Here is a 14243-nt window from a genome sequence, read left to right on the forward strand (position 1 = left end):
GCAGATGTACACGGCGTTCATCGACGTGATCGGCGACAGCGTGACGGTGCTCGACACGCGCGAGATCTTCTTCCTCATCCCGCCCTCGACCCCGATCGAATAGGGCGTACTATCCGTGCGAGTGAGCCGCGGAGCTTCGGGGCGTTCCGCCGCTCGAGAGCGGAGCACCCGGTTTCGCGATCACAACGAGACCGTCGCCACGTGGCCGAGCTCGCCGTAGGCGAGGAGGCGCTTGTCCCGCGTGCCGAGCGCGAGACCGTGGACCCGCGCCGTGGCGACGAGGATGCGATCCGCGGGATCCTCGTGCAGCTCGCCGGGCAGGAGGACCGCCTCGATGCCGACCTCCCCCGAGACCAGGATCTCGTCGATCCCCGGCGCCGCGAGCACCTCCGCGCGCCACGCGGGTAAAGGCCGCCGGATCGAGATGCGCCCCTTCCCGGCGAGCATCGCGACCTCCCAGAACGAGATGGCGGAGACCGCGAGGCCGGGCCCCCTGGCCGCGTTGTTGATTCGAACGCGCGCGCGCGGCGGCAGATCGGCGAGCCCCTCGGCGAGCCAGATGAGGATGTGCGTGTCGAGCAGCAACCTCACTCGGCAGCCTCCCACGCAGCGTCGAGCGGCTCGACGATGTCCCCGCGCACGGTGATGCTCCCCTTGGCGAACCCGAAGAGGTCCGCCTCGGCGTCCCCGTCGACCGGCACGATGCGCGCGACCTTCCGCCCGCGCTTCGTCAGATCGATAGGCGCCCGCGTGCGCATCACGCGGTTCACGATCTCGGAGCAGCGCGCCTTGAGCTCGCTGGTCGTGACTGTTGTTGCCTTCATGTGTTTGCCTATGGTCCTTTCAAAATGACCTATATCCATTTTGACAGCGGACGGAGTGGGGCGCAAGCGCCGGGTGCCGTGCTTGATAGGTTGCGACGCCGGATTCAAAGCTTCCCTCTTGCCCGCGCGGTGATGCTCGTCATAATTGCCGCATGTCATTTAGCGACGAACCGCTCCTGATCTTCGACGGCGCCTACGGATCGGCGCTCTCCGGCATGGATCTGCCCGAGGCCGCGTGGGACGGCTGCGCCGGCTGCACCGAGGTGCTCAACCTGACCTCGCCCGACGCCGTGCGCGGCCTGCACGCGGCGTACCTCGACGCGGGCGCGATGGCGCTCGAGACGAACACCTTCGGCGGGAGCCGGATCGTGCTCGGCGAGTACGGGCTCGGCGATCGCGTGGCCGACATCAACGCGGCGGCGGTGCGGATCGCGCGGGCGGCGATCTCCGGCAGGGCAGGGCGCTACGTCGTCGGATCGGTCGGACCCACGACCAAGCTGCCGTCGCTCGGCCACGTGAGCCGCGACGAGATGTACGCGGCGATGCGCGAGCAGGTAGACGCGCTCGTCGGCGCGGGCGTCGACGCGGTGCTCGTCGAGACCTGCCAGGACATGTGGCAGGCGAAGATCGCGGTGGTGGCCGCCTTCGACGTCCTCGCCGCGCGGGGCGCGGACGTCCCGGTCATGCTCTCGGTGACGCTCGAGGCCGCGGGCTCCATGCTCGTCGGCAGCTCGATCGACGCCGTGGTCGCGACCTTCGCGCCGTTCCCGCTCTTCTCGCTCGGCCTGAACTGCGCGCTCGGCCCGGCGCAGATGGCGCCCCACGTGGCGCGGCTCTCTGCGACCTGGCCCGGCCGGGTGTCGGTCATGCCGAACGCCGGGCTTCCCGAGGTGCGCGCCGGAAGGACCTTCTACCCGCTCGCGCCGGACGAGCTCGCCCGGCACCACGCCCGCTTCGTCTCCGAGCTCGGAGCATCGATCGTCGGCGGCTGCTGCGGCACCGGGCCGGAACACGTCCGCGCCGTGGCCGGGGCGGTCCGCGGCCTCGTTCCCGCGCCGCGAGACGTGCGGCGCGCGCCGTCGCTCTCGAGCCTCTACGCGGCGGTGGAGATCGCCCAGGAGCCGAAGCCGCTCGTGATAGGCGAGCGGATGAACGCCCACGGGTCGCGGAAGTTCAAGAAGCTCCTGCTCGACGGGGCGTTCGACGAGGCGGCCCGGCTCGGCCCGGAGCAGGAGCGGCGCGGGGCGCACGCCCTGGATCTCTGCGTGGCGTTCGCCGGGCGGGACGAGCGGGCCGACGCGCTGGCGATGATCGTCCGGCTGAACGGGACGGCGCGCGCGCCGATCGTCGTCGACTCCACGCGCCCGGAGGTGGTCGAGGCGGCGCTCGAGGCGATCCCCGGGCGGTGCCTCGTCAACTCGATCAACCTCGAGGACGGCGGCGCGACGGCGGGCCGGGTGCTCGCGGCGGCGAGGCGGCACGGCGCGGCGGTGATCGCGCTCACGATCGACCGCGAGGGGATGGCGATGACCGCGGCGCGGAAGGTCGCGGTGGCGAGGGAGCTCGTCGCGCTCGCGGGGAGGCACGGGCTCGCGGCGTCGGACCTGTTCATCGACGCGCTGACGTTCACGCTCGGCTCCGGCGACGCGACGCTCGAGCGGGCGGCCGTCGAGACGCTCGAGGCGATCCGCCGCATCAAGGCCGAGATCCCGGGCGTGCACACGAGCCTCGGCGTGAGCAACTGCTCCTTCGGGCTCCCGGCGCAGGCGCGGCCGTTCCTCAACTCGATCTTCCTGCACGAGGCGATCAAGGCGGGCCTCGACGCCGCGATCGTCGACGCGGGCAGCATCGTGACGGTCGCGCGCATCGACTCCGCGGATCGGCGCGTCTGCGAGGATCTGATCCTCGACAGGCGCGGGACGGACGCGGCGTCGCCGCTCACGGCGCTCCTCGACCGGTTCGGGGCGCGGGCCGCGGGCGCGGGCGAGAGGGGCGAAGGCGCGCGGCGGGAGCGGCCCGAGGACGCGCTCACCTCGAAGGTGCTGGACGGCGACAAGGCCGATCTCCCGGACCTGCTCGACGGGCTCCGCGTCCGCCACGATCCCATCGATATCATCAACAAGGTGCTCGTGCCCGCCATGCGGAAGGTGGGCGAGCTGTTCGGCCGCGGCGAGATGCTGCTCCCGTTCGTGCTCAAGTCGGCGGAGGTCGTGAAGGAGAGCGTGCGGTACCTCGAGCCGTTCATGGAGCGCGCCGCGGGCGCGGCGAAGGTGCGCGTGCTGCTCGCCACGGTGCAGGGCGACGTGCACGACATCGGCAAGAACCTCGTCGACATCATCCTGACGAACAACGGGTACGACGTCGTGAACCTGGGCATCAACGTCCCGGCCGAGGTGATCATCGAGCGCGCGCGCGAGCACCGGGTGGACGCGATCGGTCTCTCGGGGCTGCTCGTCAAGTCTGCGCTCGAGATGTCGCAGAGCCTCGCGCGGTACGGGGAGGCGGGGCTCGGCGTGCCGATCCTGCTCGGCGGGGCGGCGCTCTCGGCGCGGTTCGTCGCGGACGAGTGCGTCCCGCGCTACGATCGGCCGGTGGTGTTCTGCGCCGACGCGTTCGCCGGTCTCACGGCCATGCAGGAGCTCGAGCGGGGCACGCTCGTCTCTACCTCGGTCGCCCCGCCCGCGGCGAGGTCGCGAGCCCGGGAGGGCAGGGCGGAGCCGGCCCCGGCGCGGGCGGCGCTCGACCGCTCGAACCCCGTCCCGACGCCGCCGTTCCTCGGGCCGCGGCACGTCGAGGAGATCGATCCCGCGCTCCTCTTCCCGCTCATCAACCGCGAGATCCTCTACCGCGGGCGGTGGGGGTTCAGGCGGGGCAAGCTCGCGGAAGCGGAGCACCGGGCGCTCATCGCCGAGCGGGCGGATCCCCTGTTCGCCGAGCTCGAGGCGCGGCTCCTCCTTGAGGGGCTCGTCGAGCCGAAGGTGGCGTACGGCTGGTTCCCGTGCCGCGCCGAGGGCGATCGCCTCGTCGTCGTCCACGGCGGCGCCGAGTTGGCGCTCGACTTCCCGCGCCAGTCGTTCGCGCCACACCTGTGCATCGCGGACTACTTCAAGACCGCGGCGGAGGGGGGCGATGTCGTCGGCGTCTTCGTCGGCACGATCGGCGATCGCGCGCTCGCGGAGGCGCGACGGCTGTACGGCGCGGACGCGTACCACGACTACCTCATGGTGCACGGTCTCGCCGTGGAGCTCGCGGACGCCCTCGCGGAGCTCTGGCACGAGCGGATGCGCGCCGAGGTCGGCGGTCGCGGACAAAGGTACGGCATCGGCTACCCGGCGTGCCCGGATCTCGCGATGCAGCGCACGGTGTTCACCCTCGTCGAGCCGGGGCGGATCGGCGTCGCCCTCACCGACGCGCTCGAGATGGTGCCGGAGACGACCACCTCCGCGATCGTCGTCCACCACCCGGCAGCGGACTACTTCTCGATCTGAGCGGCGGCGCCCGCTTTTGTGCTAATATGCATACGCGCGGATTGTGCGGATCATCTTGCCGGAGGGGTGTTGTCATGAAGACGAGCTGGTGCCTCACGCTGTTCGCGCTGCTCGCCGCGGCCGCCTGCGAGGGTGCGGGCGGCTCAGGGCGGAGCAGCGGGGACGCCGACACGGATACCGACGCGGACACCGATACGGACGCCGACACGGACACGGATACGGATTCGGATTCGGACGCGGACACCGATCCCACCGGCGCAGGGTGCTCGAGCATCGACTTCCTGTTCATCATCGACAACTCCGGGAGCATGTCGGAGGAGCAGGCGAACCTCGCCGCGAACTTCCCGTCGTTCATCGACGTGATCGAGGAGTACGAGACGCCCTCCGGTGACCCGGTGACCTACCGCGTCGGCGTCACGACCACCGCGGTGACACGGAGCTTCTTCCAGAAGGTGCTCTGGATGCCGCCGATCCCCACCAGCACGACCGGCGTGGACGGCGCGCTGCAGGGGCAGGCGGCGTGCTCCCTCGGCGAGCACCCGTGGCTCGACGGCCCGACGCCGGAGGCGGGCGACACGTTCGCCTGCATGGCCGCAGTCGGCGACACGGGGTCCGGCAACGAGATGCCGCTCGCCGCGCTCGAGCTCGGGCTCGGCGATCAGATGGCGCTCGGCGGGCCGAACGAGGGGTTCTATCCGTCAGAGGAGGACGCGCTGCTCGTCATCGTGATCATCACCGACGAGGACGAGTGCTCCATCGACGAGGGCGGCACGATGGTCACCACGATCGAGGGCGGCACGGACTGCGATCAGGAGCAGAGCGCCGGACTGTACGATCTCCTGGAGGGCGCCGCGTTCATCGACGCGCTCACGGGCGGCATCGGCAGGTACGTCGTCGTGGGGATCGCGGGCCCCGGCCCGGACAGCTGCTCGTCGGCCTTCGGCGACGCGGTCTACGCGGCGCGGCTCAAGGAGTTCGTCGAGATGTTCGGCGAGTACGGCGTGTTCGGGAACATCTGCGACGGCGATCTGTCCACCGGCCTGTCCGCGGCGCTCGAGGTGATCGAGGTGACGTGCGACGAGTTCCCGCCCATCGAGTAGCCCGGTTTCGCGCTTCGCTGTTGCACGCCTGAAAGATCGGTTCCTTCTCGACGGTAGAATCACAATCATACGGAGCGTCGCGTCAGCCACCCTTGCGAGTTTAGATCAATGATGACGAGGGGATGAAGAGCCGACCGGGTCCGGGTCCGTTCTTTGGCACGCGGGTTGCTTCATTGGGCGCCGTCAAACGGTGAATTCGGCCGTGCAACCACGGCTTAGAGTTCGCCGTTTTTTTTTGTCTCGCACCCGTCAGTGGGCCCCGGCTCCTGGGACGCCTCCACGGCTGCGGCTGCCGCCGCACGCTCCGCCTCGAGCTGCGCGGCCCGCTCGGCGCGGTGACAGGCGTCGCACAGGGGGCGCTCCTTCTCCTCGGGCAGGAACGGGACCATCGCCTTCTGGCCGCACGCGGCGCAGGTGATGGAGAACGTCGGCCGCTCGTCGCGCCAGCGATCGCGGTACTCGGCGAACCCGGGGGCGCGGTACTCCTGCTCGGGCTTGATCTCCACGTACTCCTTGAAACCCGGGGCGCGGTACTCGTCCTCCGGATCGACCGTGTCGATTCCGGCGAACGCCGGCGACCTGTAGTCGGCCTCTCCCTTCAGCTTCTTCCCGTCGAAGGACGCGGGCGATCGGTAGTCGCGGTTCTCGATGCGGGGGCCGGACCTCGGCCCGCGCCCCGGCGCGCCCTGGTGTTCCGGAGCGCTCGCGCGGAAGGCCGGGGACCTGTACTCGCCGCGTTGCTGCCGACCCTTGTGGGATCGCTTCTGCTTCGATGACTTGCGGCACGCGGCGCACCGCCTGGGCTCGGATGCGAGCCCGCGCTGCGCGAAGAACTCCTGCTCGCCGGCCGAGAAGACGAACTCGACGCCGCACTGAACGCAGACCAGTTTCCTGTCCTCGAAGCCCATACGGGCGGCGAAACTAGCCCGTCCGCCGCGCACTTGTCAAGTGCGGGCGAGTGCGGCAACATGCCTCAGCATGTTCCGGCTCCTCAAGTTTCTGATAGTCCTCGCGTGCCTCGCGGCGCTCGCCTACTTCGCGTTCTTCGTGCCGCTCGGCGACAGGACCCTCTACCAGCACATCGTCGGCATCTCGAAGACGGACGAGGCCCAGGAGCTGAAGGACGAGCTGGCCAAGAAGGCGCAGGGGGTGAAGGAGGACGTCGCCTCGAAGCTGCCGGCAATGGGCGCGCCCTCCGGCCCGGCCGACGGCGGCGCCCCGATGTCCGAGCTGAGCGAGAAGGATCGCCGCGCGCTCCGCGAGCTCCTCAGGCGGGCGGAAGCCGCCCCGAAGAAGTGACGCCTTGATCGAACGCACCGCGACATGGGAGAGGCCGGGCGTGTCGCCCCTCGGGGTCGCGCTCGTCGGCTACGGCAGGTGGGGATCGAACGTCGCGCGCGATCTCGCCTTGACCGAAGGCGCAGCGCTGACGCACGTCGTCGACGTGAGCGCGCAGGCGCTCGCCTGTGCCGCGCGGGCGCACCCCGCGGCCGCGGTGTCCGAGAGGCTCCCGGACGTCCTCGGCGTCGTGGACGCGGTCGCGATCTGCACGCCTCCGGAGACGCACGCCGGGCTCGCGCGGGAGGCGCTCGGGGCGGGCAAGCACGTCTTCGTCGAGAAGCCTTTCGCCATGGACGCCGAAGAAGCGGAAGCGCTCGAGGCGCTGTCGTCTTCTGTGCAGCGCGTGATCATGGTCGGGCACCAGATGCTGTACCACACCGCGTTCGAAGATCTTCGCCGGGTCGTGGCCTCGGGCGAGCTCGGGGCGCTTCGCGCCGTGCACACCGTCCGTGCGGGGATGGTCGACGCGACGCGCGATCCGGGCGCCCTGTGGGCGTACGGCCCTCACGACGTCGCCATGATCCTCGCGCTCGCCGGCGGGAAGCCGCGCGCGATCCGCGCCGCCGAGACCGCGACGGAGGAGATCGCGCTCGCGTTGGAGTTCGAAGGAGGGCTCGTCTCCGAGAGCCTCCTCGCGGGCCGCTCGCCGTCGCGATCACGGCGCCTGACGGCGATCTGCGAGCGCGGAGAGCTGGTCTTCGACGACTCGGCGCCGCCCGAGCCCGCGGCGGGCACGGCGGATCGGCTTCCCTTGGCGCGGGAGCTCGCCGACTTCGTGGCCTGCGCCCTGCGGGGCGGTCGCCCGCGCACGCACGGCGGGCACGCGGCGGCTGTGACGCGCGTCCTCGCCGACGCCGGGCGGATGCTGGCGCGGGAGCGGTCGGCTACTTCTTCTTTTCGATGGTCTCGAGCTCTTTCATGAGCTCCGGGAAGAAGACGAGGTGCTTGTTGAACAGCACCTTGAGCAGCGCCGCCATGTAGGACTCCCAGTGCGACGCGGGCAGGAAGTCCTCCACCGGATCTCCCGACGCAGCCGCCTTGAGCCCGGCCAGCAGATCGTCCTGAGTGAGCGCCGTGGAGCTCGCCTTGCCCTTCTTCTTGTTCGGGCCGAACGAGATCGTCGTCCCGTCGAGCAGGGTGAGGGAGAACCCGCGCTTCGGCTTGGCGCCGCCGACCCCGTAGAGCATCTTCTCCGCCTCGCGCTGCGCCGAGGTCTTGTCCGTGTAGACCTTCTCGTCCCCGTCCGGCGCCGCCGCCGCGGCGGGCGCCACTTCTTCGGGCGCGGGCGGCGCTCCCGCCTCCGCCTTCGGCTCCGGCGAGGCTACGGCTTCGGACACGGGCTCCTCCTCGGGCGCTGCGGGCTCCTCCTCGGGCGCTGCGGGCTCCTCGGCGGGCGGCGCTGACGACGGCTCTTCCTCGGCGGGCGCGAGGGGCTCCTCCGGGGCCTTCGGCGGGGCCGGCGGAGCGTGCACGGCTTCCGCCGCCGCCGCGGGGATCTCGGGCGCCTTGACCGGGTGCGTCGCGCGTGCGGGAGGGGGAGGGGGAGAGGCCGGGTGCGGCGGTGGTGCGGACGCCTCCTTCCGTTCGGGCGACCCGCTCGCTGCGAGCGCCACCGGGTGCCCGGGCGCTTCATCCTCGGGGCTCTCCTCGTCCTCGCCGTAGTAGTAGGCGCGGATCGCGGCGGCGATGTCGGACGGTCCGGCGATCATCGGCTTGACCGGCATGCCCGCGTTCGCCGCGACGAACCGGAGCGCGTCTTCGTCCATCGGATCGTTCATCGCGACGTAGAGCGCGCGCTCTCCGGTCTTCGACGTGCGGACGTAGATCGGCATGAGGAAGAACTCTTCGGCGACGTTCGCGGGCACGAGCTCGAGCACCTCGTCCGGGATGTCGATTCGCCACAGGCTGACCCACGGGATCGACAGCTTGAGGCTGAGCCCCTGGACGAGCTGCGATTCGCTGACGAACCCCTCCTGGAGCAGGATCGTCCCGAGGCGCAGCTGCTGCTTCTGTTGGATGGCGAGCGCCCGGTCGAGCGCTTCTTGCGTGAGCACACCCGCTTCGACGAGTGTCTCGCCCAGCCGACGTCGCGCCTCAGTCATGCGCACCTCTCGGGTTCGTGGAGAGTCGATTCGTTCCCCAGTGTAACCGAGGCGTTTCGGCCGTGGCAAGGAATGGAAGATCGAGCGCTCAATCGGACACGGCGATCAGCGCGTCGAGCGCGAGGGCCGGGCCGTCCTCCGGGGCGACGAGCGGGTGGATCTCGGCGAGATCGATGCGATCGCCCAGATCCCCCACGAGGCGCGAAAGGCGAGACGTTGCCTCGGCGAGCGCGTCGAGCTGCGCCGGCTGCGCCGCGAGCCCGGCGCCCGCGAGCGCCCTGCGGCACTCAACGATGGTCGCGGGCGCCGCGAGGGCGAAGCCTGCGGGCTCGGTCGGCCGATCGCCCGCGCCGCCCGCCACGAGGAGGCCGAGCACGGGGTGCCGCTCCCGTGCGATCCAGATCCTGGCGCCGCCGCCGATCTCCGGGCAGACGAGGACGCCGAGCGGCGCCGGCGGGCCGAGCGCCTTGCCGCGCCGCACGAGCTCGTGGTGCGCGCGCCGGACGTGCGCCGCGCCGCTCACGCCGAGGCGGACGGCGCCAGAGAGCGCCTTGTTCGGCGTGCCGGGGCGGACGAGCTTGAGCACCGCGGGAGTGCCGAGCTCGGCCGCGTATCGTGTGGACTCCGTCGGCGAGGCGCAGAGCCGTTCCTTCGGGAGCGCGATGCCGTAGGCTTCCACGAGCCGTTTCGAGGCGACCTCGGAGAGGGTCCGCGCCGGCGGCCTGACGATGAGGTCGACGACGTCCCGATCGACGGGCGGGGAGGGCTCGGCGCCGCTCTTGCGTGCGCCGCTCGCGAGCAGGCCGAGCGCGCGCAATGACGACTCGGGATCCGGGAGCGCGAGGCGCGAACCGGATGCGCAAAGGGACACCTCGCCGCTCGCCGCGATCTCCAGTGTCGGCGCGGCGGACTTGTCTCGTGCCGCCGAGAGCACGCCGAGCCGGGCGGCCAATGCGCCGAGCCGGGCCGCGACGGCGCTCCTGGAAGGGGCGGTGCGCACCGAGGTTGTTGCGCTCGGGCCGAGAAAGGCGTGCAGGCGGATCGCCTCGATCATCGTCCCGATGTCGGGGCAGCACAGGCCGCCGCGCTGCGACCAGATCTGCCCGAACAGCCAGCCGTCCCGATCCGCGGTCGACGGGCCCTGCGGTTCGGCGAGGCAGAGGGCGAGGCCGCCCGACGCGCCGCACGCCGCGATCGCGTCGAGGGAGGCGCGCGGGGATCTCGAGTCGAGCACGGCGATCACCGCGCGATCACCCGCGTCGCGGATCTTCCGGGTCAGCGCCGCGGCCTGCGATTCGCCTTGGACGAACGCGGCGGCCCCGATGCCGGCCCTCGAAAAGGCGCGGCGCGCGAACGCGGCGGTCGGCTTGTCCGGCGCGACGGCGAAGACGATCGGGGAGTCGGAGAGCATGGCCGAGGATATCTCAGTAAACCGTGACTGTGTCCACGTACCAGTACATGAAGTTGTACGTGTCGTCGCCCGAGGCGCGGAACCGCAGATTCACCGTCGACGTGCGGCAGGAGGGCGGGATCGCGATGCCACCGAACGACGTCCAGTCGAACGACATATCGGTATCATAGTCGCCGTCATAATGAGAACTGAGGGTGACCCAACCCGAGCCGCCGTTGCACTCCGCGTGGAGCTCTTCGGACTGCCACGCCTCGCTGCCCCACATGTCATCGTAGAGCTTTGCATAGTAGCCGAGCCAGGCCGAAGAGCAGCCTCCCAGGCTGAACTGGGGAGACGTCAGCGTGATCGTGTAGTTGGTCGCGGCCGGGAGGTAGTAGAAGTCCACGTACCCGTTCGAATCCCAGACCCAGTTGGAGGCGCCGGGAACCCAGCTCTGGATGCTCGAGGTGAAGCTCCAGGCGCTCGGGAACGTGCAGGTGAGCGTGCAGACGCCCGACACGCACTGCTTGTCGGTGTCGCACGTGAGGCCTTCGTTGCGCGGCGTCGCCGTGCAGGCGGAGTCGCCGTCGCACGAGTAGTCCATGCAGAGCACGTCGAGCGCATCGCAGTTCACTGTCGAGCCGCCCGTGCAGGAGCCGCCGCCGTTGCAGGTCTCGCCGTACGTGCAGAGGTTCCCATCGCTGCAGGAGCCCGCGCCGTACGACACGGCGCAGCTCGAGTCGCCGTCGCAGAAGTAGTCCGCGCATTGCGTGTCGGACGCGTCGCAGTCGACGGTGGAGCCTGTGCAGGAACCGGCGCCGTCGCAGGTCGTGTCGTAGGTGCACGGGAGACCGTCGTCGCAGCCGATCCCGTTCGGAGTGCTCTCGGCGCAGCTCGAGGTCCCGTCGCAGCTGCGCACCACGCAGCCGTCCGCCGAGCTCGTGCAGGTGAGGTCCGTGCCGTCGCAGACGTCGCTGCCGTTGCACGCGTCGTCGTACGTGCAGCTGTCGCCGTCGTCGCACAAGGTCCCGGTCCGCCACTGCCAGCTGCCGCCCTCGTTCGTGCAGCGGAATACGGTCCCGCCGCACGTCACCCGCTGGCACGCCGTGTGCGTCGTCCCGTCGCACACCGAGGGCGAGCCCGCGCCGCACGTGCCGCTCGCCCCGTTGTCTGCGCAGCCTGTGCACGCCGCGCCGGTGTAGAGGGTGTTCGGATCCGTGCACGTTTCCGGACAGCTCCCGGGCGCGGTGGAGCACCCGCCCGCGTCGCTGCACGCCGCGGTGCAGCACTCGTTCGTCGGGCCCACCTCGCAGGTCGTGGGCGTCACGCCGCACGAGCACGCAACGCACTCCCCGTCGCCGTCGCAGTAGCTCGTGCACGTCCCGGTCGCGTAGTCGTTCCAGATCATTCCGGCGCAGGAGTCCGCCGGGCAGGACGGAGTTCCGCAGAGCGTCGTGTCCGGTGCCGGGGTCTCGTCGCACGAGGAGTCGCCGTCGCACTCGCTGCTCAAGCACGTCGTGTCGGCGCAGGTCACCGTCGACCCCGCGCACGCACCCGCGCCGTCGCAGGTCGTGCCGTACGTGCACAGGTCCCCGTCGTCGCACGCCGTGCCGTCCGGGTAGGTCACGGCGCACGTGTCGTCGCCGTCGCACTCCCGCTCCACGCAGAGAGAGTCCGTGCAGGTGACGGTCGAGCCGCCGATGCACGAGCCGGATCCATTGCACGTCGTGTCGTACGTGCACGGGAGGCTGTCGTCGCAACTCGTCCCGCTCAGGTTCGTCACGGTGCAACTCGGCGTCCCGTTGCACTCCCGGTCCACGCAGAGCGTGTCCGTGCAGGTGACGGTGGAACCGCCGGCACACGAGCCGGCGCCGTTGCACGTCGTGCCGTAGGTGCACGGGAGGCCGTCGTTGCAGCTCGTCCCGCTCAGGTTCGTCACGGTGCAGCTCGAGGTCCCGTTGCAGCTGCGGACCACGCAGCCATCCGCCGAGCTCGTGCACGTGATGTCCGTGCCGTCACAGACGTCGCTGCCGTTGCAGGAATCACCGTACGAGCACGGGTTCGCGTCGTTGCACAGCGTCCCGGTTCGCCACCGCCAGACCCCCTCGAAGTTCGTGCAGCGGTACACCGTGCTGCCGCACGTGACCCGCTGGCAGACCGTGTGCGTGGTCGCGTTGCAGACCGCCGACGCGCCGCTGCACGTGCCGTTCGCGTTGTTCGTCCCGCAGCCCGCGCACGTCCTGCCGTAGTACAGGGTGTTCGGATCCGTGCACACGTCCGCGCAGCTCCCGTTCGAGGTCGCGCACCCGCCCACCGCGTCGCACGTCGCCGTGCAGCACTCGTTCGTGGGGCCGGCCGCGCAGGTCGTCGCGGTCGCCGTGCAGGCACACTCGTCGCACGCCCCGGCGCCGTCGCAGGTGCTCGTGCAGGAGGGCGGGTAGTCGTTCCAGACTCCCACGCCGCAGTTGTCCGCCGGGCAGGTCGTCGTGCCGCACTCGGTCGTGTCGTCGAACGGCGTCTCGATGCACGCCTCTGTCCCGTCGCACGCGCTCGTGAGGCACGGCGTGCTCGTGCAGGTCAGATCCGTCCCCTCGCAGCCAGCGCCGCCGCACGTGTCGTCATGCGTGCACGAGTCCAGATCGTCGCATTGCGGCGCGGTGCGCCACTCCCAGGTCGCCCCGACGTTCGTGCAGTAGTAGGTCGTCGCCTCGCAGGTCACGTTCTCGCACGAAGTGTGGGTCGTCTCGTCGCACGTGAACGTCGTCTCGCCCCCGCACGTCCCGTTCGCCCCGTCGGCGCCGCACCCCGTGCACGCGCTTCCGACGACCTTCGTGTTGGGATCGGCGCACGAGGAGGTCCCGCCCGTGCACACCCCCGAGACCGTGTAGCACCCGGAAGGGGAGCACGCCGAAACGCAGCACTCGTTGGTGGCCCCCGCGGCGCACTCGAGCGGCGTCGGCGTGCAGGAGCAGATCTCGCACTGTCCGGTGTCGCTGCACTGGTTCGTGCAGGTGTCGTCGTAGTCCTGCCAGTCCCCGCCCGCGCAGCTGTCCGGCGCGCACGCCGTCGTGCCGCACTCCGCGTCCGGGGTCGGGGTCTCGATGCAGCCGCCGTCCCCGTCGCACTGCCTGTCCATGCACGCATCCGTCGTGCACGGTGTCGCCGGCGTCGTCGCGAGGCAGGTGCCGCCGAAGCACGAGTCGTCGTACGTGCACGCGTCCCCGTCGTCGCACCAGGACCCCGTCCGCCACGCCCACGTGCCGCCGTCGTTCGTGCAGTAGTACGTCACCCCGTCGCACGCCTGCTCCCCGCACTGCACGTGGCTCGCCTCGTCGCACTCGTACGGGGTCCCGCCGGTGCAGGATCCCTCCGCGTTCGCGAGGCCGCACCCGAGGCAGATCTGGCCGATCATCAGGGAGTCCGCCCCGCAGGTGTCCGGGCACCCCTCGACCTCGGTGTAGCAGCCGACGACGTCGTCGCACAGGCCGACGCAGCACTCGTCGTACGTCCCGGGATCGCAATCCGCCCCCGGCACCCCCACACACTCCCCGGCGCCGTCGCAGAGGTCGTCCCCGGTGCAGATCTCGGCGTCGTCGCACACGGTCTCGACACCCCAGAAGGCGCAGGCCGAGGCGCCGTCGCAGCTCCCGGTGAGGCCGCAAGTCGTCGACTCCTCCGCCGCGCAGTCCTCTTCCGGATCACCGCCCGCGGCATGCGGGGTGCAGATCCCCTCGCTTCCCGTGAGGTTGCACGCCTGGCACACGGCGTTGCACACCGTGTCGCAGCAGTACCCGTCCACGCAGGGGTCGCCGTCGCAGACGTCCTCGTCGGTGCACTCCACGGGATCCGTATCGGTGTCGGTGTCGGTGTCGGCGTCGGTATCGGTATCGGTATCGGTGTCGGTATCCGTGTCCGTATCAGTATCGGTATCCGTGTCCGTGTCGATATCCGTATCGGTGCTGGTGTCGGAATCGCCTCCCGTGTCCGTGTCGTCGCCG

Annotated in this window: 10 protein-coding genes; 4 read left to right on the forward strand and 6 right to left on the reverse strand. The window is 70.7% G+C overall.

Going from position 1 to position 14243, the window contains the following annotated elements:
- Positions 1–180: 180 nt before the first annotated feature.
- The gene (locus M0R80_27505) at positions 181–591 is read right to left on the reverse strand and encodes a type II toxin-antitoxin system VapC family toxin (protein ID MCK9463385.1); all 411 of its coding nucleotides are present in this window, start codon (positions 589–591) and stop codon (positions 181–183) included.
- Entirely contained in the window at positions 588–824 is a 237-nt protein-coding gene (locus M0R80_27510) for a type II toxin-antitoxin system prevent-host-death family antitoxin (protein MCK9463386.1), read from the reverse strand. Before M0R80_27510 ends, M0R80_27505 begins: the two co-directional genes overlap by 4 nt.
- A gap of 152 nt (positions 825–976) precedes the next feature.
- Between M0R80_27510 and M0R80_27515 the strand changes: the two genes are divergently transcribed.
- Together M0R80_27515 and M0R80_27520 are read left to right on the forward strand one after the other, a co-directional pair.
- Positions 977–4312 (forward strand): homocysteine S-methyltransferase family protein, encoded by a 3336-nt coding sequence (locus M0R80_27515; GenBank protein MCK9463387.1) that lies wholly within the window; start codon positions 977–979, stop codon positions 4310–4312.
- A 74-nt stretch (positions 4313–4386) separates the two neighbouring features.
- Positions 4387–5412: a hypothetical protein gene (locus M0R80_27520; GenBank protein MCK9463388.1), complete on the forward strand. Its 1026-nt coding sequence runs from the start codon at positions 4387–4389 to the stop codon at positions 5410–5412.
- A gap of 215 nt (positions 5413–5627) precedes the next feature.
- On the opposite strand, the gene M0R80_27525 is transcribed toward M0R80_27520, so the two are convergent.
- A complete protein-coding gene (locus M0R80_27525; protein ID MCK9463389.1) occupies positions 5628–6320 on the reverse strand; it encodes a zinc-ribbon domain containing protein in 693 nt (230 codons plus the stop codon).
- A gap of 70 nt (positions 6321–6390) precedes the next feature.
- Between M0R80_27525 and M0R80_27530 the strand changes: the two genes are divergently transcribed.
- On the forward strand, positions 6391–6711 hold the full coding sequence (locus tag M0R80_27530; protein ID MCK9463390.1) for a hypothetical protein: 321 nt from the start codon (positions 6391–6393) through the stop codon (positions 6709–6711).
- A 4-nt stretch (positions 6712–6715) separates the two neighbouring features.
- Positions 6716–7675: a Gfo/Idh/MocA family oxidoreductase gene (locus tag M0R80_27535; protein ID MCK9463391.1), complete on the forward strand. Its 960-nt coding sequence runs from the start codon at positions 6716–6718 to the stop codon at positions 7673–7675.
- Here M0R80_27535 and M0R80_27540 read toward each other — a convergent pair.
- From M0R80_27540 to M0R80_27550, 3 genes are all read right to left on the reverse strand, one after another.
- Positions 7638–8855: a hypothetical protein gene (locus M0R80_27540; GenBank protein MCK9463392.1), complete on the reverse strand. Its 1218-nt coding sequence runs from the start codon at positions 8853–8855 to the stop codon at positions 7638–7640. The two genes, M0R80_27535 and M0R80_27540, sit on opposite strands and share 38 nt — an antisense overlap.
- A gap of 88 nt (positions 8856–8943) precedes the next feature.
- On the reverse strand, positions 8944–10266 hold the full coding sequence (locus M0R80_27545) for an acetate--CoA ligase family protein (protein ID MCK9463393.1): 1323 nt from the start codon (positions 10264–10266) through the stop codon (positions 8944–8946).
- A gap of 13 nt (positions 10267–10279) precedes the next feature.
- The coding region (locus M0R80_27550; GenBank protein MCK9463394.1) for a hypothetical protein at positions 10280–14243 on the reverse strand (3964 nt) is incomplete at its 5' end.

This window comes from Pseudomonadota bacterium, from assembly GCA_023229365.1.
Classification (GTDB): Bacteria; Myxococcota_A; Polyangia; order JAAYKL01; family JAAYKL01; genus JALNZK01.